Here is a 24,321-nt window from a genome sequence, read left to right as displayed (position 1 = left end):
AGGAATTATTATGGCAAAAAGTGAAGATATCGAAATGCTAACCGTTGAAGAATTTATGGACGGATTAGATTATGCTGTTAAAAAGAAAAAAAGAAAACTAATAAATGAATTAAAAAAAGAGGCAAATAAACAATATCCACACATTGATGATCAAGTACAAAAAGAGGAAAAAGTTAAAACAATTACAGAACAAGCAGTTACATATAAAAACATTGATGAAGTAAAAGTTGATGATACCAAAAGAACTCAAGCAATCAAAGAACTTTATTATGATGATTTAGAAAGTGACTCAAAGCCAAAAGCAAAGAAAAAATTGAATATATTTTTACTTATTTCATTTATCTTAGGAGTTTTATATTCAATTTATGTTATTTATCATTGTGTATCTACTTATGGAGCAAGTTCAAATGATTTTCAAAGTTTAGGTATCGAATTAGCAATAACTATAGCAATTCCTCATATAATTTGTACCCTTTTAGCAACATTATTTAATGGATTAGGTCTTTTCTTGAACAAAAAAGGATTTGCTTTGACTGGTGCCATTCTTTATACTATCGCTTGTGTCTTAATGCCTGCATGGTTTATGTTTACCGTTGTTCAAGCAATTCTTTCATACGTTGGTTTTTCAAGAATTACAAACAAGGTATATATACCTAGAGACGAATTTTAAGGAGGAACATTTATGAAAAAATTATTAAGCGCAATATTATGTTTAGGTTTATTATGGGGTTGTGGAACTGATGATTCATCAAATACCCAAGCAAATGACAAAATAAAAGATTTGGAAATTGTTGAATCTGGTTATTCTCAGGATAATGACTTATCTTATCTAAATTATGGAATAATTATTAAAAATCCAAATAAGAAACTTTCCGTTTCTTATCCAGTTTATACTGTTACGTTATATGATAAAGATGGGAAAATTATTTCTAATGATGAACAAACATTAACATTTATTAATGCTGATGACACTATAGCTCATGGATTTGTTATTGAAAGCAAAGGGAAAAAAGTTGATAAAGTTGAATTCAAAATCAAAACTACTGACGAAGATTTCATAGAGCGTGAATATATAAAATCAAGTGATTTTATTATTTCAAATAAAAACATTGATAAGGAAAATGAAAGTTTCACTGGTGAAGTAGAAAATAAAAGCGATAAAGATTGTAGCCAAGTAGCAATTACATTAGTACTTAAAAAAGATGATAAAATTGTATACGGCGATACTACATTTGTTGATAGTGTAAAGTCTAACGATAAATCTGCCTTTGAACTATCTGAATATGATTTGCCAAAATACGACTCTTACGAATTTTACGCAAAAGCTTGGTCTTAAAAATAAAAAAACTCCACCGCTGGTAACAGTGAAGTTAAAAGTGTACTGGTAATACACTTAATGCAAAGAAACTGTCTAAAGTCCTTTTACGTACTTAATTTTAGCACATAAGCACGTCTAAGGCAAATGCAATTGAAAGGATGTGTTTTTATTATGTCATATAAACAAATAAATAAAACAAAATGGGAACAGCGCTTTTATTATCACGATCCAGAAACCAACAAAAGAAGAGAGAAAAAAATAACAGCTGAATCAAAAAAAGAAACAAACAGATTAAAAGACGAGTTCTTAAAACAACTTGAAGCAGATAAATTACACCTAGAAGAAAAAGCAAAAGCAAAAGAGGATAATAAAAACAATATTACATTTAATGAAATGTTTGTACCTTATTTTAGATTTAAGAGGCAAACCTATAAAGGATCAACCGCTGTCACAAATGAAAGAAGAATAAAAAATGAGATTCTACCATTTTTCGGACAAAAAAGAATATATGATATTACTACACACGATATTGTAGAATGGAAAGAATGGATTGACAAGAAAGAATTTTCTCTTGAATATAGCAGGTCAATATATAATTTATTATCCAATATGTTTAAATATGCTATGGCAAATTATGGATTATTAAGAAATACTGCTGCACTAGTTGGCACTTTTGTTAGACCAGATGAAATACAATCAAATGAAACTATTCATTTTTGGACATATGAGCAATTTAAAGCGTTTATCGCAAATGTTGATGAATTACTATGGAAAACTTATTTTTCAACGCTATACTTAACAGGAATGCGAAAAGGAGAGTCCCAAGCGTTAAATTGGAAAGATATTGACTTGATAAATAAAAGAATATCTATATCCAAATCTTTGACTACAAAAACTTCTAAAGAAGAACGAGAAAGAGGGGTTATATACAAAGTCACTCCACCCAAAACAAAAACGTCTATTCGAAATATAATGATTCCTGATATATTAGTAGAACTATTACAAAAACTATATAACCGTGAAAGTCAAATAGATGGCTTTACAGATGATTGCTATGTTTTTGGTACAGTAAGATTTATTCCTGATACTTCAATACATAGATATCTAATCAAATATACCAAAATCGCAAGCCTTCCTAAGATAAAAGTTCATGATTTTCGACATAGTCATGCGAGCTATCTAATAAACAAAAATGCAAACATTATGATTGTGGCCAAGCACTTAGGTCATAAAGACGTTAAAGAAACGCTAAATACATATAGCCATTTGATGCCTGACTTTGAACAATCTATAATAGATATAATGAACGATGAAATATGTTTATAAGTCCGTATGAAAGTCCGTATTTTTCCATAAAAACTCCAAAAAGTATATGCATATACATACATAATTATACATAAAAATACACTTATAGTTTAATATAATCACACTATTAGTGTACACAAAATTTCCTGCCGCCCCTGCCATTAAAAAATTAGTCGAACTCATCGACTTTTTTTATTGCCTATTTTCATACAAAGTGAACATCACTTTTCATTATATATAATATACAATTATTGAGCGAGTTATTGCTCTTTTTTCTTATAATCTTTATCAATTCTATGATTAACTATGAGTTTTATTCTTCATGAAATCATCGATAATGATACACATTTTTGATGACTCATTTTTTTATTCTCTATTTTTAACTAGACTTTCTCTTTTATTTCGTTATCATGTATCATGAAAAAAGGAGCTGATTCATCATGAATAAAATGATAAAAGATTTATATTATGGAAATTTTGTACCAAGTGAAATTGACTATACTAAGAACAAAGAATACCAAACAAATTTAGAAATCCACAACAAGATTACAAAAGATACTATAAAAATTCTCGAAGAAAACAACATAAAAAATGCACAAAGTATTGTGTATAGATTGATTCTTACATAGAAGTTCATCAATTAGAATACCTAGGTGCATTTGAATGTGATATAAAATTGAAATTGAAATCAAAAAATTGATAACATGGTTCATATATTAATATTTTTCATGAACATAAAAGAATTTAACTCCTTCTTTATTTTTTTATTAAATATCTTTTAAAACAATCTCAATCCATGCACACATAGTATCAATTAGATTAATATCAAATTCACAACCATCATGATCATCATGAAAATATAAGAAACCTTTTACTGGTGTTTGACTTACATCATAAACAATACCATCTCCTGCTCCATTGGAGAATATCATATATGTATCTTTTACAGAATAACCATCTATAAATTCTTCTTGAAGTAAATCTTCACCTATACAATAGAAATTATCATAAGACTCTAATCCCATATCTCCTAAACCATAAAGAACAAAACCGTTATGTATGTTTCTATAAAAATCTAGTATTTCTATAGGTAATTGATTCACAATAGCATCTTGAGGATATTCGATAGGTAAACCTCCTATGTAATATAAGAAACCATCTTTAACACGAAATGTATAAATAACTTTAAGTTGTTCATTATAAAGAACTGTATCAATTGAAAATAACATTGATTTCAATATTTTAATCATAATTTCAAAAGAACTTGCATACTTTTCCCAATAATATATTGTTTTTTCAACTCTTTCATTTCTCTTTTCTAAAGACAAAATAGATTTCCATTTACTTTCAAAATTCAACACATTAACAACTTCAGGCAATAATAATCTAACTTCTCCATGATTATAACCATTATCATTTAAATAACGAATTAAATTTTCTTCAAAACTTTCATTATTTATATTTTCTTTTTGAATAGCCTTTTTTTTCTTTCCAAATCCAAATAATCCCATAATCTTTACCACTGTTTCTATAATTTTTGTGTTCAAAATAATATATAATCATTAAGCATAGCGCTCTTTTTTCACTTGATGATATACACATTTTTAATTTTACTTTTTATATTTGACTAGACTTTTTCTTTTATTTCGATATCGAATATCATGAAATAATGAACTTTTTCAGCGTGAACAAAGTAATAAAGACGTAATTTCCAAAACTTTTTATCTAGTAAAATTGATAAAAAATTTTAATAATATAACTCTATTCCTTTGACTTCTTCCTCATAAATAGTACTCACTTCTGAATTTAAAAATTCATATTTAATCTTATCAATAAAATTACTGTCATTAAATACTCGATAGCAGGTTACTAGAAATCCTCCTAAGTCAAATTTGCTTATATTCTTTGATAAAGCAGTATGTATAATGTTACTAGATGATGCAATAACATTAGAATACATTATTATTTTCTTTGTCCTAATAGAATAGAGTTCTTCAGAAAAATTTTCATCATCATCTTCAAAAAGTAATTTTGATCCATGAACAGATGCAATAATTGTATTTATCAAAATTGATATTCCCGTTGAAGTTCCTACTTTTATAATATCACCAGTACTGACATATTGAGTTAACTTCTCTACATTATTTTTTGACAAAATCAAATTTGCTCCTGGTAGCTGTATACCACATGGAGTATATAAATCTGTCATTATATGTATTAATTGTTTTATAACCGCTGCCACAATAGATGTTATGTCACCATTAAAACGAGAAGCTGCTGCTTCTAACATTTTAATTGTACTTGCCGGTAATGAAATGCTTGGATTTTTAAACCTATTATCATATTTAACATGATATGTTTTAAGCTTTTCTGTCGTTAGTGTACTTGTTAAAATATTTGCTGTTCCAAATATTAATCCTGCTATTGGATCATGCCCCAAAGTTGAAAATCTATGGTTTGCACCTTTGAAAATATGATAATTAGTATTTTTATATCTCGTTGCATCATAAGGCACACCTCTAGAAGTAATTATCATATCAAGAGAAGCATAGTAATTATTAACTTCTTTCTTTTCCCCATTACCAAATTTATTTAAAATTTGATTTTGTTTATCATGAAGCCAATCTTCTCTTCCATTTTTAATATTGGCTTTTTCTATCCTTGTTAATTCATTAATCAAATAAATACGGGTACATTGTAACATGGTTGCAAACATTAAAAATTTTATATCATATCCTTGTAGCTTCGTTTTTTCTTCAAATCGTTTAGATATCACATCCATATTATCTCTATATTCTAATATTGCTTTTTCTACCTCTTCATCAGACAATATACTTTGATAATATGAACAAATAGATATATCCATATCAGAAGAAACTGTGTTATTATCAAGTCTTTCTTCCATTCCTTTTTGACTTGGTTGATTTAATTTTGATATTTTAACCATTAATATTCTCACTCTTTTCTCGATAATATAAATATGATAGAAATTGATTTTTAGCATATTTTTCTTCTACAGAAATCACGCCATTTGCCTCAATAATTTCATCAATATCTTTTTTTAGTTCAACTAAAGTTTCAATACTAACTTCATCCAAATATTTTTTAACATCTTCAAAAGACAAATCATCTTCTCTAGAAATTTTTAACAATTCATTCTTAATAGCCTCTGGTAAATCTCTATTTTTCTTTAATAAATTTAAATCACGTTCTAGTTCTATCATTTCTTCATCATCAATTGATCCATCACATCTTGCTATATAAAACGACAATGCTGTTGTCGCCAAACAAAAATCAGCATATTTCTTGATTTGTTGGACCGTTAATGACTTACCTTTATTTATACCATCTTTAAAAGAATGCACTTTTGCTTCCTTGATTAGATTTTCTTTTTTTATATTATCATAACCTTGTTTAGCCATTCCACCAACCGCTCCTATTGTGCCTGCAATTGTCGCACCAGTAATTGCTCCAGCAGATGCTAAAGAGCCAACAAAAGTTGCACCAGCCAAAACTGAACCTCCTCCTGTAAAAGGCGCAGCAGCAACTGCACAAACCCCTATTGCCGCTCCTAACAGGCTTTTACCTAAAAGTGAACTTCCATCTCCTTCAACAGATTTAGAAAGTACATCTGTAGATTTTTCAATTACAAATTTAGTTTCATCAACTAAATTCGATCCAATTTTACTTGTCTGAGTTTTAATTTCTCCAATTCCATTTTTAACATCCTCTTTAATACTTTCAAAATCTTTAGCCATATTCTCTCCTCCAATAAAATCTATTCTAATTATAACATTTACAAGTTTGACTTTAAATATCATTTATAAATCATAAACGCATCTTTAAAATTCAAATTAAATTTATATATTATTTAATAACATTCATTGAGTTCAAAAAAATATATCATCTATACAAAAGAATGATATAATGTTCATAAAAAAGGAATGATAAAATAAAGGTGAAAATATAAATATGGGACTAATTGATAGATTCAAGAAAAACAAATTGACAACTGCAGATAATAATGAAATTGAAGAAAAACCACTGTATTCAATTATAAAAATTGAGTATAGTCCAAATACAAAAGTTAAAAGCAATTTAAAAGTTGCATATCAATATGGAGAAAAATTACAAAGTTTTAAGAACAGGCAAGAAGCAGAAGAATACTTCTATGCTTATAGAACTTGTTTATCAAACAAACTAAAATCTATATGTAAAAATTATTCATGTTTTTTACCTGACTATACTGTTGAAAGTTTAAAAGTATTAGAAAAATGGTATTTTGATTTATATGAAAATAACTCTTTTGATATTTTAGGAGTTGATCAACATGAATTTGAAGATATGATGTCTATTTATTTTGGTGATGTCGTTATAAACAATAATAGTGATGCGAAATGGACAGTTGTTGAATATCCATTTACACAAGAAAAATACGAACTAATGATTAACAAAAATTTATTTAGTATGACTATTGAAAAATGCTGTAGGGATTGGTATAAAGAACCAAGCAACAAGAGACATAATTTATTATTTAGAACTTATAATCGCTATTTTAAATCATAGATTCTAACTTATAAATCTATTTGAATAATCACTATACGGATATTTCTTTATCTGTTAAAATATCAAATAAATAATCTTGGAAGATATCATATATACGTTGTGTAGAGAACAGTGCACTCTTCACTTTTTATACTTAAAATTGACATAGTCTATATATAATTGTGATTTGTTTTAATCTATAATATGGATAACAACTTAGAACCTTTCGTAATCCAGGTTCTTTTTATTAAATAAATTGAAAATATCTATGTATTATTTAACGAATCACAACAGCTTGTGAGAACATTTGTTTATATCGTTGTTCAAAACTATCTGCATTATAACTTATACTTCCTTTCAATGGATCATTGACATATACAATATTTTTTGTTCTATCATATCCAGTTAAAACAAGACAATGTTCTTTTGATAACCATTGTAATTTTTTTCCATCAACGTTCCATTGAACAGACTTATAAGGTTCTTCCATATTAACACTGCACCATACAATAATAGGAATATCCTGATTGAGTAAATTGAATAAATCTTCTATAGAAGAACCTGTTTTATCAATAACTTGTAAAGAGGATTCCTGATCTTTTATATATTTTTTAGCACATTCTACTATAACTGGTGCATAACAGCCATAAGAATGTTTATCTCTTGGATTCCCAACAAATGCTTTTTTAAAATCTGTTTCACCGATTGGACCTTTATTTAAATAATGATCTGCTAAATCTAGTTTATTTACTGAAAACCCATAATAATTGAAAACCATTGTTAAAGATGTAATTTCACATCCTGTTGGTAGTTCAGGATTTTGAAGAATACTATCTAAAGTGATCTGTTTCATATTTAATGCAGGAATATCTCTTTGAGAAGTTTCACTATTTTCTACTTCATCTGGATTTTGAATATATTGATCCGTTGGACTTTTCGTATAATTTTCTCCACATCCAAATAAACCAAGACATATAACAAAACACCCAATCTTTTTTAATCTTTTCATAGTATTAATCCCTATTCCTTCTCATCATTTTATATTCTTTCTTCAATCATTTTAAAATCAGAATTATTCCATTAAGTAGACAATAAAAAACTTGTCTTAATTTGGAAAAAAGTGTAAGATTTTATATATAAATCATATGAAAATGTAGAGAATAATACAGTTCGTAATTGTCTACTTAAAAAGATTTTTATAAGTCACTATAACGAACAAAATTTATACAATAATTATTTATAAAAAAAAGAAGTCACAAATATAATTTTGTAAACTTCTTTTTTATAACTCAAATTTTTACTTTTTTAACAATCGTCGAATACATTTCTGCCATTCTGTTTGTAATTCTTGACATTGTTCTTTCAATGTTATAGGGTGTTGTTTCTTTTCATTGAATACATCGCAGTCATTCTTTTTTATAATATCATAATAGCTTTCTCTAGGATTATCTAAATCATATTGTTTAGCCCAATCTCTAAAATGCCTATTTATATAATTATTCAGTTGGATAGGATCAGTATAATCATGATAAATTTGAATAATATTCATTGGATCATCTCGTTTCATATCACATATGATAAACCATTCAAATAATTCATTAACTTTTTCATTATTCATCAATTGAAATGAATACGTATCTTTAGCTGTATAAATGTCTAAATCAACAAAATAAAGATTATGAATACCGTAATACATACCATTTTCACCCTTTGAACAGCACATTGATATACGAACCTGTTGAATATCATTTTTATGAATAACAGTATTTAAAAATTTCATTTCATCATTATGAAAATATAAAGTTGGATATGCACTCGAAATAGATTTTTCATCATTAGTCACATATACTTTTTTACGCTTAATATATTCCTTAATTTTTTCATCAATATGTTCTAATTTTATTTGAGTATGATTAATAAATTCTTGTTTGGTTTCTAAAGCATCTCTAATTGATAAATCCCCTGCTAAAATAAGTTTGATTTCATCAATTGTTATTTCCATAGAACGTAACAATTGAATCAATTGTAAAGTATCAATATCTTTCTGTGTAAAATTCCGATAGTTGTTGACATCCCTGCTTGGTTGAATCAGGCCTTCTTTTTCATAATAAATTAAAGCTTATTTTGTTAATCCAAGTAATTCTTCTACTTCATGAATTGTCATATATATATCCTCTCTTTCTATCTTTATTTAACACTATATACTAAGTATAGAGTCAAGTTTTTTCTTAAAAATGTTTTCATCATATCAAGAAAGAAAAAACAAATATATAATTGTATTATACTTTCATATTCATAAAAACATAACACTTATTTATCATTTTCAATTAACCCTTCAGCTAATAATTCAATCATATGGATAGGTTTTTTCCCACCCAGTTTTATTCCTTTTTCACATCCATTGCAATAAACCGCAATATCTTCTATAACGTATTGTTTACACCATTTTTTCATTTGTTCTAATTGCTCATCTTCTGATAATAAATGCAAATGATTTTCAACAATATCGTGAAATGTATGTGGAGCAAGTTCTATACATTCTCTTACTGGTTGATTATTTAGCCATACTCCACAATATTTTGTCTTGTTATAATTTTCACTCATTTCAATAATTTCAAAATTCATTTTCTTTAAACATTCACGAACTGCTATTTGTAAATTGAGATCATTTCTTGTTCGCCAACAATCTTGAACGATAATGGTTGATCCTTGATGATTAATCCATGGAAAATGTATATCTTTTAACACAAATTCATATAAACTTAAATGTTTTGTTTCTGGATGTGTTTCTTGTAAAATAAGTTGACACAATGTACAATTTGTTACTATGATATCTGTTTCTGTTAAAAAATGTTTTTTAACTCGGCAACACTGATCAATGATTGCACCACTATCTTTCATATATTGTTGAATTTTCTTACTTGCAGTAGAATGATTCTTAAACACATCACAACCTGGTAAATAGTGTAACATCTTTTTTTCACCTCATATTTCCTTTCCATTTGTTTGAACAACTTTTTGATACCATGAAAACGATTGTTTCTTATAGCGTTGTCCACTTCCTTGCCCTAAATCATCATAATCCACATAGACAAAACCATACCTTTTCTTCATTTCTCCTGTACCAGCAGAAATAATATCAATAGGACTCCACATTGTATATCCAAAACAATCGATAAAATCTTCCTCTATTGCTGCTATTAATGCCTGAATATGCTGTCGTAAATAATCAATCCGATAATTATCATAAACTGTATTATTTTTAAATTCATCAACTGCTCCCAAGCCATTTTCTGAAACAAAGAGCGGTATTTGATATCGATCATAAATTAAGTTTAATGAAATTCTTAATCCCAAAGGATCTATTTGCCAACCCCATTGTGTTGTTTCTAAATATGGATTTTTCCCTCCATCCAATAAATTGCCATCTGCGCTTTGCTCTATCTCTCTTCCTTCAACTAAAGACGAATAATAACTAAAACTATAAAAATCAATAACCCCATTTCTTAATATCTCTAAATCTCCCTCTTCGATATCAAAATGAGCATTCATACGCTTTTGATAAGAAAAACAGGTGTTAGTATATTTTCCTCTAATTTGTACATCTGAAAAATAGTAAATAGGAAGCAACTTATCATGTAACATCATTTGATCTAATGGATGGCATGTCATCGCATAACAGCAATTATATAAAATCATATTTCCAAACTGAAATTGAGAATTTATCTTTCTCCCTTCAATAATTGTTTTTGCACTCGCAACAAGCTGATAATGTGCCGCTTGAAACATGACATCTGTTTTATTTTCACCTTCCTGATAAATAATCCCCGCCTGATGCCAAGGAACTTCAGCAATAAACAATGAATTTATCTCATTAAAAGTAATCCAATATTTCACTTTATTTTGATAACGCTCCATAACTGTTTTTGCATATCTTACTGATAAATCTATCATTTTTCTATTACGCCATCCTCCATATTTTTTAACTAATGCAAGAGGCATTTCAAAATGATGTAAAGTAACAATAGGTTCAATTTCATATTTCAATAATTCATCAAACACGCGATCATAAAATTGAAGACCTTCTTCATTAGGAATTTCATCATCACCATGCGGATATATTCTTGACCAACAGATAGACATACGATAACATCGAAATCCCATTTCTGCCAATAAAGCAATATCTTCTTGATAATGATGATAAAAATCAGTAGCCTGATGACTAGGATAATAACACTTCTCATCAATACAATCATGAATAATTCTTGATTGACCATGACTTGCACCTTGTTCTACATCATTAATACTGAGTCCTCTTCCACCCTCTTGATAACCACCTTCGTATTGATTAGCAGCAGAAGCACCACCCCATAAAAAATCTTCTCTCATCTTTTTCATCCTTCCTTTTTGTTAAACACTATTATATTCTTAATCATATTTTTTTAAATATCTGAAAACAAAATAGAAATCAAATGACGATTTTTCAAACAAAAAGAAAAGAAAAGCGACAAGTGTGTACGCTATTCTTCTTTCATAACTGCTAATGTTGAAAATCTATTTAATTCAGAAACTTTTGATATAGCCTTTCTTTTTTCATTATTATCATCATAATTTAATGCATAATAACAAGAGTAAAGAATATCTAAAATAAGTAAAATACTCATTTCATTAGAATAACCTTTGATTTTTGAGTATAATTTTTCTCTTGTTGAAATATGCAATGTAACATCTGCATACTGTTTTAATTCATTTTGTCCAAGCGATGAAATAACAATAATCTTTGCATCCATCTTTTTTAATGTTTCAGCAAGTACGCACAATTTATCAATTTGACCAGAATATGAAATAAAAATAACACAATCTCCTGGTAAAACAACTGCAGGCAAAAATAACTCATCACCACTAATATCATATATATTAATATTTGTTCCTATTCTTAGCATATCCATTTTAAAAATTTGACCAAGCATTAGACAATATGAAATAGCACATAAATGAATATTCTTAGCATTTTTTAACATGAACACTGCTTTTTGTAGAGCATCATGTTCAATCAATGAACATGTATCAGCAAGTGTTTCTGTTGCAACACATGTAACTTGATGAGCAATACGTTGAATATTATCACCTTGATGAAAAGGAAAATTAGGATCAACATGATGAAAATGTGTATCTATATATTCAATTTCTTTTAAAAAATCTTTTTTTAAATCATCATATCCATGATATCCCAGTTTTTTAGCTAGACGAATCACCGTTGCTGTAGAAGTATAGGTTTCCTGAGCCAATTCTAGAATTGTCATATCTTTAATAAGAGATCTTTTTCTTAATAAAAACTGAGCTATACTCTTTTGAGATGATGATAATTTAATCTGTTCCAATTTTTGTTCAATTAACATATTTTCACTTCTTTCAATAACTCTATTTTATTGTATAATATTAAAATCATTGATGTCAAACGAATCTGTTTATATAGTCATTTATCCATATATTCAAAAAAAATACTACTCATATCAAAATAATTCTCTATACTTCATTTATCTAATCAAGAGTTTCAGCCATATCACAAACTTGATCAATTTTATTAAAAACACAATCATACTTATAAAGATTAAACACTCCAAATACAAAATATCCAATTATAATGAAATAGAATAAACTGAATTGAAAAGAGGTCATAAACATCATAAATGATATAAGTAACAAAAGGATATGAAAGAAAAATATTTTTTTATAATAATGATGTTTCTTTTGTAATTTCACAAAATAATCTTCATAAGTCAATGGTATATCATTAGTCATTTTTCGTTTAGTAATCAAGAAAAAACAATGTGACAAATATTGATCTAATAATTCCTCAACATCACAGTGATAATGAATACTTTTTTATTTAAACCTTTAAGAGGAATTGTTGTTAATAAGACACATACAAGTGTTGGAATAAACCATTGGAATGTTCCAGTTGTCACAAGTGGCCAAAGATAATGAGAAAACCATGCTGATAAAACCAAAAATATAATAAGTTCAATGACAAAAAGAGTATATATTGTATGTGATTTTGCAGTTTTATTGAACCATTCAAAAAAATTAATTTCTTTATGTTGTCGTTTACTATAGATAATCAATATCACACAAGAAAAAAATAAAACGTTATAAATGAGTACATCAATCTCCATCTTGAATAAACTTTGAATAATTATGATAACAATTCCTATCATTTCTAATCCAAAGATTCCATAAGAAATAGATTCCCTTATATTTTTCTTGAGTCGAAAAAACATATTCAAACAAATGTTCTGATTGAGAAAATAAAAAAATTTCGTTATCAAAGGAAGTAATAAAAATACATAATATTCTGTCTCCATTAGATGATATGCAAATGCATTAGGAAACAAGTATTTAAATAAACAAAAGACCCCAAAAAATATAATTCCCATATTTCCATATGAAAAACTATATTGTGAACATTCTTTATAACGTAAATAAATAAACTTCTGTAAATCATGACCTAAAACATAACTAACTGGTTGATGATGTTGCTGTGCTTCTAATAATAAATCTAATGTTTCATTAAGAATAACTATTTTATAATAATCATCATCATTCATAAAGAATGAAAAATTCTGACAAAGTGCTTCTATTTCTTCATATTTTTCTAAGTATTCTCCAGTTAATTGTTTTTCATATTTTTCCATATTTATTTTCCCTTTTTTAAAATCATATCAGCCTGATGAGTAATCCTATCATATGCTTTTTGAAATTCGATTAAATACCTCTCACCTTTTTGAGTCATTGAAAAATATTTTCTTTTAGGTCCTAAAGGTGAACGTCCTACTCGACAGCTTATATAGCCTCTTTTCTCCAAACGATTTAAAACCAGATATAATGTTCCTTCTTGGATATCAGTAAATCCATACTCATTTAAACAAGCAATTATTTCATAACCATATGTCTCCTTTTCAGAAATTAATGTCAATACACATCCTTCTAATATTCCCTTCAACAATTGTGTTTCTTCCATAGATTTCACCTACTTTGTATTAATAAGTAGTTAAATGCAAAACGTAGTTATAAACATGAATAAATGCTTATATTTTTTCAATCTTTATAAGATTATGATAATATTTCACTGAAAAGTGAATAATCTTATAAGATTTGTCAAAGATAGCAATGAAAATACTTTCATATTTTAAATACTAAAAAAGTCATCTATAAGATGACAGCTTTTAAGATTTTACAATTTTTACGATATCTTGAATTTCACAATCTAAAATAACACATAAATCAACAATGGTATTAAGTGTAACACTTTTATTTTTTCTCATTGCATCTAAAGTTCCAGTACTGACATGATAATCGTGAATTAATTGATATTGACTCATTCCTTTTCTTTCTAAAGTTTTAAAAAATGGTTCAAAAGAAATCATATAGAAATCTCCTCTCTTTATTTTATTATAAAGAGATGTTTCAACATTTAATATTGCCGAATATTCGGCAATATTCTATAATAAAAAAGAAAGTGAGGTGACCCAAATGGATAAAAGTCAAGAATTATTAGATGAGACATTAACCCACTTAGGACAAGCTATTGAAATGATTGATATGTTGTCAATTGCTTGTTCATCTATGGAACAAGCTGAAATCATTGGACCTCTTGAAATACTAAAAAGAGATTTTCAGACAATGTATTTTAAAATTAATCATTATCTCTATGAAAATGAATCATAAAATATGTTCTTGTCTTATGAGAAATGATATAATGAGGCAAAGGACGTGTTATGATGAAAAAAACGTTAGTCATTGGTTCAAGTGTCTGTGATGTTATTATTCGTTTACATCAGATTCCCACTCAAACGGGAGATGAAAATATTATCAGTCAAAAGTTCTCGATTGGTGGATGTGCATTTAATGTCGCAAGTATTTTAAAATACTTTGAAATTCCTTTTGATTTATTATCACCTATTGGAAAAGGTATATATGGAGATTTTGTGAAACAGCATTTTTTGGCAAATGAAATTCCTATTCTGATTGAAACAGATCAACGTAATGGTTGTTGTTATTGTTTGGTTGATGATAGTGGTGAAAGAACTTTTATATGTGAACATGGTGCTGAGTATTTTTATCAGCCTGAATGGTTAGAAAATTTGGATACTTCACTTTATGATCAGGTCTATATATGTGGATTAGAAATCGAAGAAGCAACAGGTCAGTATATTATTGATTTTTTAGAAAGACATCCACATTTAAAGATATTCTTTGCCCCTGGTCCACGTATTATGCATATTCAGCCTGAAAAGTTACAAAGAATTTTTGCATTGCATCCCATTCTTCACCTCAATCAACAGGAAATTTTAGCATATACACAACAATCACAGTTACATAAAGCAGCTCAGTGCCTATTTGAGCAGACCCAACAGCCTGTAATCGTCACATTAGGAGAAAATGGCAGTTATTTCTATGATTATAATGAATCACTTTATATAAGTGGCTTTGAAGCAGAAGTTATAGATACTATAGGAGCCGGTGATAGCCATATCGGAACAATTTTGGCTTACCGCGCACTTGCGCTGCCATGGCGTGATTGCCTGACTCAAGCGAATCTCATTGCTTCACAAGTTGTCAGTCAAAGCGGAGCAATTCTAGGCAAATAAAAATGCACATGAATCATTCATGCGCATTTTTATTTACAGTTCTAAATCTTGTAAAACTTCTTTTAATGCTTGAGCACTTGCCTGAAGCTTTTTATTTTCTTCATTATCCAAATAAATATCTACAACTTTTTCAACTCCATTTTGCCCTACAACTGTAGGAATACTTAAACAAATATCTTCCAATCCAAATTCACCTTTCATCAAACTTGAAATTGGTAATACAGCATGTTCATCCTTAACAATAGCCGTTGCGATTCTTTTCACAGCTACAGCCACACCATAATAAGTTGCTCCTTTACGTTCAATAATCTCATAAGCACTATCACGCACTTCTTGAGCTAGCCTTTCCATAGCTTCCTGATGTTGAAAATGACCTCTAAGTTCGCAAAAATGATTGATATGGATACCAGCCACCTGAGCCCCTGACCAGACAACTAATTCACTATCCCCATGTTCACCAACAATATAAGCATGTACATCTCTAGGATCCACTTGTAGATGGCGTCCTAAAACATATTTAAGTCTAGCTGTATCCAAAACAGTTCCTGAACCAATCACACGATGTGCTGGAAAACCTGATAATTTTAATGTTACATAAGTGAGAATATCAACTGGATTGGAAACAATCAGTAAAATACCTTCGCATTGACGATTTTTAATCTCAGGAATAATACTCTTATAAATCGCCACATTTTTCTTCACTAAATCCAATCTTGTTTCATTTGGTTTTTGATTTGCCCCCGCAGTAATGACAATTAATCCTGCATCAACAATATCATCATAACCACCTGCATATATTTTCATAGGAGTTAAATAAGCACTCCCATGACTTAAATCCATTGCTTCTCCAATAGCCTTTTCATGATTAGCATCAATCAAAACCATTTCTGAAAACAAACCTGTTTGTATTAAACTAAAAGCAGATGTGGCTCCAACAAATCCACAACCAATAACTGCTACCTTTTGCATATTTACCATAATAAGCCCTCCTTTTCTTAACAGTATAATAAGATATGTCAAACTTTCAAATCATATGCATTTTTATTTTTGAATCATGTTTGCAATTATTGTTCCTACTCTTTCATCACTATCCAAAATCGTTTGTAAAAGATGCTTTTCATCAACAATATTCAAACCGGATGCTAATAAAGCGCGAATAAAACGATTAAGTTCATCACGTTTTGTATTAAGATAAAGAATAACAATGTCTTTTATAACACCATTTGTCAAATGAACTTCTAATGTTATCGTTGTACTACCAAAGCGCACACCTTGATTCAATGAATAACAAACATTTACACTTTCAATTGTTTGATAATTTATAACTGTTTTTTGTGTTTTTCCCTGTAATTTTTCTGCTAAGCTTAATAAATCAAAATAAATCAGTTCTTGAGTTTCATTATTGATATAACACCCATGTTTATAATCTCCTACCATACAATTATCCATTTTTATACTCCTCCTTATCTTTATTATACAGCATCCATAACAAAATAATCAAAAAAAGACATCCATCATTTTTTTCTTATTGGATGTCTAATTACTGTTTTTAAATTATCTTGTTTTGTTTTTCTTGGATCACTTAAATAAATTTCATGATGAAGACGTATATCATTAATATCTGTTAGGAAGTGGTTATCAGCAATAAACTGATTCATTTTCTGAACACTCGCTGGTTCATCATCATAACTTCCTTTATGCATAATTTGAACACACAATCCTTCATCATACTCAAAAAAATAAGCTTTTTGTATATCTAGTTCTGGTTTTTGCAAAGCCGCCTGACGTTTTGCTTCCTCGAAATATTCACGCGTAACAAACTCTGGTAATCGAATCATTGATTTCCAATGAAATTTATCCTTATCTACAATCCGCGTTCCATCAAAATATCCCTCTTCTCCAAACCACAGTCCTTCTAATGGTGGAACAACATATTCAAAATAATCCTTTGGTTGTGTTCCTTTCTTTGGACTCATCTTAATTGTATAAGAGATTGCATATAAAATAGCAAGCGCCTCTTTATATTCTGGTGATGTATTTGGATTTCCCATTCCATCAACACATACATATTGAATAACCGGCATCTCAATTAGTGATGGTTTCATAGCAGGCATATAAATATCTTTATATTCTTTTTTATAATCAATCTTCTTCATAAATCTGACCCCATATCTTTTCAAATTTTCTTGCATTTAAAACCTCTCGTGTAATAAAGACTTTATTATAAAACAAGCTATATGTTGTTAAGGGGGTAGGAGCATTTTGGGCTTGTTCACATGTTAAAATATGTTTAAGTTTCAAAGGTATCTTTTGTTGATCACAATATTCTTTTAAAACTTGTGTATATTTAGCATTGAATGGGCATTGTGAGGTATAATACAAAACCAACCCTTCTTCTTTTATAGGCTGAACGTTAAAATGCGGTTCTTGATAATCTTGAGTCAATGGCAAAAACATCAATTCATAAATTTCATTCCAGACATCTACACTATAAAATCCATGTTTCACTAAAAATTTATAATCCATCAAAAAGCCTTTTTTCTTTTGAGAAGATATAATAATTAAACCTTTCTTTCCTAATTCTAGACTTCTTTTTTTACAATCTTCTAATAATTCCTTAGCATAGCCTTTTCCCTGATATTGCCCTGATACCCATAAACAATCAATATACATCATATCTTTTCCTTTCACTGGTACCCAAGCATTTTCAATAGGAATATACTCAATAAAACATTTTCCTCTAACATTCATTTTGGTAAAAATAAGTCCTCGATCTAATTGTTCCTTTAACCATTCTTTTTTTGATTTAACTTGTACATCTTTATCTGATGCAATAGCACAACAAATATGTTCATTTTCTAAATTATCATGTGTTAATGTTATTGTTTCCATTTAATTTCCCTTCTTTCTATTATATTATAGCAAAATAAACCTGACAGTGATTGTCAGGTTTATTCATAAACTTTGACTAATTTCTGAAGTTCATTTTTTAATTGTTCTCTTAATGCAATAGGCTGTAATATTTCTACTCCACTACCAAAAGATAATAAGAACGATAAAAACCAAGGATGATGAGGAATCTTTGTTTTCACAATATAGCTATCCTCCATTTGCTCAATATCCTGATATTCAAATTCATCATAAACAAAACTTCCTAAATATTTTTCAAATTTTAATTCAACATCAATCATTGAAACATCTTCATGATAATTCAATGAAGGAGGTTGCTGATTGAATTGATGAATATCAAAATATTCATCCTTTTGTTCAATATGATGCATACGTGTCAATTTATATGTTCGATAAACACTTTTTTTCATTTCATAAGCCTGTAAATACCATGCATTGCCTTTAAAGAATACTTTCACTGGATAGACCTTGCGATGACTTTGTTCACCTTGAGCATTGATATAATCAAAAGCAATGACTTGATGTTTTAAAATCACATCTTTTATTTGCTGAAACTTTTTATTCATTTCATTATCCTGATGCCATGAACTAAAATCAACTTCAATCCAATCATGACTATTTTGCTGAAATATATTTTGCATACGCCCTAACAGATCCTGATATTCTCTTAGATGTAAAGCGGATAAGCCTTGAAGGGCTGAAAGAATCTGTTCTTGTTCTTGAGTGTTTAACACAGTTTTATCCAAAACAAAGTTTTCATCAATGCAAACACCGCCACCTGCTCCCTGAAATGTCTGGATTGGAATACCTGCAACAAGCAAACGATCTAAGTCACGATAAATTGTTCTAACCGAAACCTCAAACCGTTCTGCTAATTCTTGTGCCGTTGTTTGTTTGACATCCAGCATATAATAAAGAATTTCAAATAATCTTCCTGATGCCATATAACCACCTACCTTTATATTATAAAAAGCAAAACTTGATAGAAACTATCAAGTTTATAAACTCTCTAAAGTCAATGTATCAGTTTCCATTTCAACCAAGAACTGATCATACCATTTTTTAATATTTAAAAATTCCAGATACTGAGTTTTAGAAGGTTGACCTTGTAAAACCGTACTATCCTTATATTGATAACTAATTATAACTTCATCATCTTTTATATAACCAACTGATCCCAAAGTTGCATTATACATATATCCTGTTTTCATACCACCTGTTAAATCCATCTTCTTATCAACAATCATACAACTATCAGCATTCACAACGATCTTATAAGGTGATTTGTCTGATTCAATAAGAACTCTCCCACTCTCTTCTTTTTGATACTTATAGCCTTGTTTTTTTATCCTTTGAATCAATTCTTCTGTTTCTTTTTGAGCCAAAGCAATAAGTGTTGGTCGCACATGCTCATTAAAGTAACTTAAAATCCATTCTCCGATATCTTCTGTTGTTAGGGATAAATCATTTATTTTCTTTTGATATAATTCAAAAGCTTCCTTTCTTCCCTCATCCTGAAACTGTTCAATATCATCTTGATCAATTTGGAACTTTCCTTCATTATAAATCATATAAATAAATTGATCTGTTTTCTTTTGATCAGGATACACCTGTATTGTCTTTATTTGAGAAATTTGAAGTGTATGCTGGGCAAAATATTTTTGAGGATTATCCTCTTTAAAAATAACAGAAATATACATATTATCAAAACTACATGTCCAAAACAGGCCAATATCATTGAATCCTTCAGAAAAATGGCTATTTTCTATAATACTAGCTGGCTCATCACTTATCTTTGAAGATGATTGACATCCAATGAGAGTGAATAAACAAATACATATCATGATTCTTATTCCAAACTTTTTCATAGAACTTTTCCTCTGCTTTCCTTATATATATTATGTCACGAAAAAACTTTCTATACAAATCTTTTTATCACTTTAGTAAAATGTCTCTGCTTGCATGATAATATGACAGTATTTTTCTTCACTCCTATTCCCTCTACAAATTATGATGATAGATTACACATGATTTTTATAGATTCTATTTGTTTCATCGGCTAACCTTGACTTTTTTCTTAAAACTACCTATACTTCAAAATAAATCATATCAAGTAAGGAGACGGTAAAAATGACTGAAAATGATAATCAGACACAAGTTCAAACAGATACTCCAAAGAAAAGAATGAAACGACGTATTCGATTAAAAAAAGAATATTATCGCAATGTTGGAATTGGATGTATTTTCATTATTTTAGCAGGATATGCTTTTGGTTGTTTTTATTATCATGACAAATTCATGGCTCAAACGACTATTAATGGTATTTCTGTTTCTGGCTTATCACCTTTAAAAGCTACGCAAAAAATAGAAAATACAATTCAAAATCAAAGTTTAACTTTAATTTTTAGTGATGGTGAAAAGGAAACCATCACTCAACAAGATTGTGGCATTGTCTTTAATACTCAAAATGATATTTCACAAAGTTTAAAGAAACAGAACACTTTTTTATGGTTTATACATTATTTTACAAAAACCAATATCACAATAGATAATCTCTTTACTGTTCAACAACAAACATTGCAAAAGAAAATATCTTCATTAACCCATTTAAGCAGTCAACAAATTGAACCTATTGATGCAAAAGTCACATATAAAGATCAAAATTTTACCATTACAAAAGAATCATATGGTTCAAAAATTAATCAAGAACAATTAATAAAAGCTATTTTGCAAGCTTTTAGTGAACAAAAAACAGAAATAAATGTTCAAGATGTTCATGGATATGAAGAACCAAAAGTCTTATCAACAGATCAAAAACTTCAAAAATTATGTGAACTGGCAAAACAGTACTGTAATGCATCTATCACTTATCAGACAACAACTGGTGATGTCGTATTAGATGGCAATACATTAATAGAGTGGATATCTATTGATGAAAAAGGAAATTATTATTATAGTGAAGAAGAATTTAAAAAACAGGCAAATGCTTTTGTCAAAGAACTTGCTAAAAAAATTAATATTATTGGAAAATCAAAAACATTTACTGGAGCACAAGGACAAAAAACAGTAAGTGGAGGTAATTATGGCTATCGATTAAACCAAGACAAAGAAGTCAGTGGACTATTAGCTGATATTAAGGCTGGGAAACATACAACCAGAAAACCAATTGTAACAGGGATTCAAGCTGCATATGAGAATGGTGGTTTAGGTCAAACATTTGTAGAAATTGATATGAGTAAACAGCATATGTGGCTGATTAAAAATGGGAAAGTTGTCTTAGAGTCTGATGTTGTTACAGGACTTCCAAGTGATCCTAACAAAAAAACACCAGCAGGCACATATTACATTTATTTTATGCAAAGAAACCGTGTTTTAAGAGGAGAAATTCAAGCGAATGGAAAACCTGAATATGAAACACCTGTGGCTTATTGGATGGCTTTTAATGGTGGGATTGGTCTCCATGATGCTTCCTGGCAATCACGTTTTGGGGGAAATGTTTATTATACAAAAGGTTCGCATGGCTGTGTGAATCTTCCTAAAAATATTGCTGCTTCACTTTATGATATGGTGAAAGTCAATATTCCAGTCGTTTGTTATTACTAAAAAATCAACCCCATGAGGTTGATTTTTTAAATCTCTTTTTCAAAAATTCTTTTACTTGCGATATATCCAATAACCAAAATTAGAAAGGAAATATCAAATGGACTTTGTGCACCGATGATGGCAATAAACAAACCAACAATGAAAGTCACTGACAAAACAATTAAAATCTTATTTGACAAATGAAATCTTTTCACCAATTGATATTGATTAACAATATGATGTAAAGCAATATAAAAAGCAACAATTGCGACTAAAAGATCAATTGAAAAATGAATCAGATAATGTCCTGTTATCAGTTCTTTGATAAATAATAAAACAATATATCCACACATTGTTTGCCATAGACCTGAAATCACAAACTTATCTATACTTTGTTTTTTATAGAGAGCCATTTGTTCTTTCATAGAAATAGATTTTTCAATATCCATAACATAATTTTTCATACCTTTTGGCATAGCAATTGGTTTTTGTGATTGTTTGATTTGATCTAAGACCGCAGATAAAATAATATTGGCTTTGATACTATCTTTTTGATGTAAGAATACATATTTTTGAACTTCCTGAAAGATAGACAACTGATCTTCATTTAATTCTTTCACTTTTAAAGCATTTTCTGGAAACAATTCAATCGATTTCATTATTTTGTAACCTTTAATGTATGAGCACTTGTTTCTTCAATATGACTATTAAAGAATTCTTCCATAACCTGAATCATATAATAAGTATCTTTAATACCTGCTGTTTCATATGATGAATGCATTGCTAATTGTGGTAATCCAATATCAACACTATTCATTGAAACTTGTGCCATAGCAATATTTCCAAGGGTACTTCCACCAACAACATCTGAACGATTTGCAAAGAATTGTACAGGTACACCTACATTTTCACATAACCCTTTAAAAACAGCAATGCTAACACCATCACTTGTATATTTTTGTCCCGCATGAGATTTGACAACAATCCCTTCATTCATATATACACAATTATTAACATCAGTTTTTTCTGGATGATTAGGATGAACAGCATGAGCATTATCTGCACTTAACATGAAACTAGATGCCAAAGCACGATAATAATCTTCTTCATCTTTTCCAAGAGCCTTATTGATACGATATAAAACATCATATAAGAATGTTGACCCAGCACCTTGTTTTGTTCCTGAACCAACTTCTTCATTATCAAAACATGCAAAAACATTAATTGATTGTGCATTTGATCCTTTTAAGAAACCTTGCAATGAAGTAAAAGCACATTGTAAATCATCTAATTGTGGTGATGAAATAAATTCTTCATGAGCACCCCAGATTGTTGGTGCACTACGATTATAAAGATATAAATCTTCTCCACAAATATCTGTTTCTTTAACATTTAACTCTGTTGCAATGATTTTTTTAAGATCACCAGATTTGGTTTCAGTGCCACCAAATAGTGGTAACAAATCAACTTGCTTATTATACGCAAAACCATCATTCACACTACGATTCATATGAATCGCAACATTAGGAATCAATAATAAATCACGATCAATCTTTAATAAACGTGTTTGATATGTATCACCATCTTTAACTAAAACACGTCCAGCTATTGATAATGGTCGATCAAACCATGTTGCACATAACATTCCACCATAACCTTCTGTATTTAATTGTGTATATTTTCCTCTGATTTCTAATTCAGCATTTTCTTTTAATTTAAAAGTTGGTGAATCACTATGTGATGCTGCTACATTAAAACTATAATCATCTAATTGATTTCCTAAATTCAAAGCAATGATACTAGAATTATTACGTGTAACAAAATAACGTTGTCCTGGTTGAATAGACCATTTTTGACCTTCTAATAATTCCTCATATCCATTTTCTTTTAAAATATTTCTCATTTGTTCTACAGCATGAAATGCCGTAGGACTTTTTTGAATAAAAGAGAGCAATTCTCTAGATACTTCTTTATACATCTATTTATACCTCCATTAATATGTGTATATTA

The 24,321-nt window shown here is 28.8% G+C and carries 27 protein-coding genes; 8 read left to right on the top strand and 19 right to left on the bottom strand.

From position 1 onward, the window contains the following. Nucleotides 1-10 precede the first annotated feature (10 nt). From BN1865_RS17015 to BN1865_RS17000, 4 genes are all read left to right on the top strand, one after another. Nucleotides 11-670 carry a hypothetical protein gene (locus BN1865_RS17015; RefSeq protein WP_050638442.1) on the top strand — a complete coding sequence of 220 codons (660 nt, stop codon included), beginning with the start codon at nucleotides 11-13 and terminating at the stop codon, nucleotides 668-670. A 12-nt stretch (nucleotides 671-682) separates the two neighbouring features. After that, entirely contained in the window at nucleotides 683-1,336 is a 654-nt protein-coding gene (locus BN1865_RS17010; RefSeq protein ID WP_050638441.1) for a putative periplasmic lipoprotein, read from the top strand. A 153-nt stretch (nucleotides 1,337-1,489) separates the two neighbouring features. Then, nucleotides 1,490-2,644 carry a tyrosine-type recombinase/integrase gene (locus BN1865_RS17005; RefSeq protein WP_050638440.1) on the top strand — a complete coding sequence of 385 codons (1,155 nt, stop codon included), beginning with the start codon at nucleotides 1,490-1,492 and terminating at the stop codon, nucleotides 2,642-2,644. Between the two features lie 419 nt (nucleotides 2,645-3,063). After that, on the top strand, nucleotides 3,064-3,252 hold the full coding sequence (locus tag BN1865_RS17000; protein WP_050638439.1) for a DUF6809 family protein: 189 nt from the start codon (nucleotides 3,064-3,066) through the stop codon (nucleotides 3,250-3,252). A gap of 138 nt (nucleotides 3,253-3,390) precedes the next feature. Here BN1865_RS17000 and BN1865_RS16995 read toward each other — a convergent pair whose 3' ends face one another. The 3 genes from BN1865_RS16995 to BN1865_RS16985 form a co-directional block, all read right to left on the bottom strand. After that, nucleotides 3,391-4,170 carry a hypothetical protein gene (locus tag BN1865_RS16995; protein ID WP_198527303.1) on the bottom strand — a complete coding sequence of 260 codons (780 nt, stop codon included), beginning with the start codon at nucleotides 4,168-4,170 and terminating at the stop codon, nucleotides 3,391-3,393. A gap of 200 nt (nucleotides 4,171-4,370) precedes the next feature. Next, nucleotides 4,371-5,570, bottom strand: a complete 1,200-nt coding sequence (locus tag BN1865_RS16990) for a hypothetical protein (RefSeq protein WP_157844149.1) — start codon at nucleotides 5,568-5,570, stop codon at nucleotides 4,371-4,373. Beyond that, entirely contained in the window at nucleotides 5,563-6,381 is an 819-nt protein-coding gene (locus BN1865_RS16985) for a tellurite resistance TerB family protein (protein ID WP_050638436.1), read from the bottom strand. Before BN1865_RS16985 ends, BN1865_RS16990 begins: the two co-directional genes overlap by 8 nt. Before the next feature lie 214 nt (nucleotides 6,382-6,595). On the opposite strand from BN1865_RS16985, the gene BN1865_RS18860 reads away from it, so the two are divergent. Beyond that, nucleotides 6,596-7,189, top strand: a complete 594-nt coding sequence (locus tag BN1865_RS18860; RefSeq protein ID WP_232780433.1) for a hypothetical protein — start codon at nucleotides 6,596-6,598, stop codon at nucleotides 7,187-7,189. Between the two features lie 256 nt (nucleotides 7,190-7,445). On the opposite strand, the gene BN1865_RS16975 is transcribed toward BN1865_RS18860, so the two are convergent. From BN1865_RS16975 to BN1865_RS16935, 8 genes are all read right to left on the bottom strand, one after another. Beyond that, entirely contained in the window at nucleotides 7,446-8,177 is a 732-nt protein-coding gene (locus BN1865_RS16975) for a C39 family peptidase (RefSeq protein WP_050638435.1), read from the bottom strand. A 288-nt stretch (nucleotides 8,178-8,465) separates the two neighbouring features. Then, the gene (locus BN1865_RS16970; protein WP_082190030.1) at nucleotides 8,466-9,281 is read right to left on the bottom strand and encodes a MerR family transcriptional regulator; all 816 of its coding nucleotides are present in this window, start codon (nucleotides 9,279-9,281) and stop codon (nucleotides 8,466-8,468) included. Between the two features lie 197 nt (nucleotides 9,282-9,478). Then, complete coding sequence (locus tag BN1865_RS16965; protein ID WP_050638433.1) at nucleotides 9,479-10,141, bottom strand: hypothetical protein; 663 nt, start codon at nucleotides 10,139-10,141, stop codon at nucleotides 9,479-9,481. A gap of 12 nt (nucleotides 10,142-10,153) precedes the next feature. Then, nucleotides 10,154-11,557 (bottom strand): family 1 glycosylhydrolase, encoded by a 1,404-nt coding sequence (locus BN1865_RS16960; RefSeq protein WP_050638432.1) that lies wholly within the window; start codon nucleotides 11,555-11,557, stop codon nucleotides 10,154-10,156. Nucleotides 11,558-11,688: 131 nt separating this feature from the next. After that, nucleotides 11,689-12,567 carry a MurR/RpiR family transcriptional regulator gene (locus BN1865_RS16955; RefSeq protein WP_050638431.1) on the bottom strand — a complete coding sequence of 293 codons (879 nt, stop codon included), beginning with the start codon at nucleotides 12,565-12,567 and terminating at the stop codon, nucleotides 11,689-11,691. Nucleotides 12,568-13,014: 447 nt separating this feature from the next. Further along, nucleotides 13,015-13,863, bottom strand: coding sequence for a hypothetical protein (locus BN1865_RS16945; protein ID WP_050638429.1), 849 nt, complete (start codon nucleotides 13,861-13,863; stop codon nucleotides 13,015-13,017). A gap of 2 nt (nucleotides 13,864-13,865) precedes the next feature. Then, on the bottom strand, nucleotides 13,866-14,189 hold the full coding sequence (locus tag BN1865_RS16940; RefSeq protein ID WP_050638428.1) for a PadR family transcriptional regulator: 324 nt from the start codon (nucleotides 14,187-14,189) through the stop codon (nucleotides 13,866-13,868). Between the two features lie 205 nt (nucleotides 14,190-14,394). Beyond that, complete coding sequence (locus tag BN1865_RS16935; protein WP_050638427.1) at nucleotides 14,395-14,595, bottom strand: helix-turn-helix domain-containing protein; 201 nt, start codon at nucleotides 14,593-14,595, stop codon at nucleotides 14,395-14,397. A gap of 106 nt (nucleotides 14,596-14,701) precedes the next feature. On the opposite strand from BN1865_RS16935, the gene BN1865_RS16930 reads away from it, so the two are divergent. Both BN1865_RS16930 and BN1865_RS16925 read left to right on the top strand, forming a co-directional pair. After that, nucleotides 14,702-14,896 (top strand): hypothetical protein, encoded by a 195-nt coding sequence (locus BN1865_RS16930; RefSeq protein ID WP_050638426.1) that lies wholly within the window; start codon nucleotides 14,702-14,704, stop codon nucleotides 14,894-14,896. A gap of 53 nt (nucleotides 14,897-14,949) precedes the next feature. Further along, nucleotides 14,950-15,819, top strand: a complete 870-nt coding sequence (locus BN1865_RS16925; protein WP_050638425.1) for a PfkB family carbohydrate kinase — start codon at nucleotides 14,950-14,952, stop codon at nucleotides 15,817-15,819. A 33-nt stretch (nucleotides 15,820-15,852) separates the two neighbouring features. On the opposite strand, the gene BN1865_RS16920 is transcribed toward BN1865_RS16925, so the two are convergent. The 6 genes from BN1865_RS16920 to BN1865_RS16895 all read right to left on the bottom strand — a co-directional run bounded on the left by BN1865_RS16920 (nucleotide 15,853) and on the right by BN1865_RS16895 (nucleotide 20,597). Next, entirely contained in the window at nucleotides 15,853-16,797 is a 945-nt protein-coding gene (locus BN1865_RS16920) for an L-lactate dehydrogenase (protein ID WP_050638424.1), read from the bottom strand. A 63-nt stretch (nucleotides 16,798-16,860) separates the two neighbouring features. Beyond that, nucleotides 16,861-17,268 carry a hypothetical protein gene (locus BN1865_RS16915; RefSeq protein WP_050638423.1) on the bottom strand — a complete coding sequence of 136 codons (408 nt, stop codon included), beginning with the start codon at nucleotides 17,266-17,268 and terminating at the stop codon, nucleotides 16,861-16,863. Between the two features lie 65 nt (nucleotides 17,269-17,333). Further along, nucleotides 17,334-17,975, bottom strand: coding sequence for a GyrI-like domain-containing protein (locus BN1865_RS16910; RefSeq protein WP_050638624.1), 642 nt, complete (start codon nucleotides 17,973-17,975; stop codon nucleotides 17,334-17,336). Next, nucleotides 17,962-18,711, bottom strand: coding sequence for an N-acetyltransferase (locus BN1865_RS16905; protein ID WP_050638422.1), 750 nt, complete (start codon nucleotides 18,709-18,711; stop codon nucleotides 17,962-17,964). Before BN1865_RS16905 ends, BN1865_RS16910 begins: the two co-directional genes overlap by 14 nt. 59 nt (nucleotides 18,712-18,770) lie before the next feature. Continuing rightward, nucleotides 18,771-19,673 (bottom strand): helix-turn-helix transcriptional regulator, encoded by a 903-nt coding sequence (locus BN1865_RS16900; protein ID WP_050638421.1) that lies wholly within the window; start codon nucleotides 19,671-19,673, stop codon nucleotides 18,771-18,773. A 54-nt stretch (nucleotides 19,674-19,727) separates the two neighbouring features. Continuing rightward, nucleotides 19,728-20,597 (bottom strand): hypothetical protein, encoded by an 870-nt coding sequence (locus tag BN1865_RS16895; RefSeq protein WP_050638420.1) that lies wholly within the window; start codon nucleotides 20,595-20,597, stop codon nucleotides 19,728-19,730. A gap of 262 nt (nucleotides 20,598-20,859) precedes the next feature. Here BN1865_RS16895 and BN1865_RS16890 point away from each other — a divergent pair, with 262 nt between their 5' ends. Continuing rightward, nucleotides 20,860-22,332 (top strand): L,D-transpeptidase family protein, encoded by a 1,473-nt coding sequence (locus BN1865_RS16890; protein ID WP_050638419.1) that lies wholly within the window; start codon nucleotides 20,860-20,862, stop codon nucleotides 22,330-22,332. 26 nt (nucleotides 22,333-22,358) lie between these two features. On the opposite strand, the gene BN1865_RS18855 is transcribed toward BN1865_RS16890, so the two are convergent. Both BN1865_RS18855 and BN1865_RS16880 read right to left on the bottom strand, forming a co-directional pair. Continuing rightward, entirely contained in the window at nucleotides 22,359-22,970 is a 612-nt protein-coding gene (locus tag BN1865_RS18855) for a hypothetical protein (protein ID WP_232780431.1), read from the bottom strand. Beyond that, entirely contained in the window at nucleotides 22,970-24,289 is a 1,320-nt protein-coding gene (locus tag BN1865_RS16880) for a M18 family aminopeptidase (protein WP_050638418.1), read from the bottom strand. Before BN1865_RS16880 ends, BN1865_RS18855 begins: the two co-directional genes overlap by 1 nt. Nucleotides 24,290-24,321 lie beyond the last annotated feature (32 nt).

Origin of the sequence: Candidatus Stoquefichus sp. SB1, assembly GCF_001244545.1 — a bacterium.
Taxonomy (GTDB): Bacteria; Bacillota_I; Bacilli_A; order Erysipelotrichales; family Coprobacillaceae; genus Stoquefichus.
Note: the sequence above shows the minus strand (reverse complement) of the source record. Positions and strands in the feature narration are given on the sequence as shown.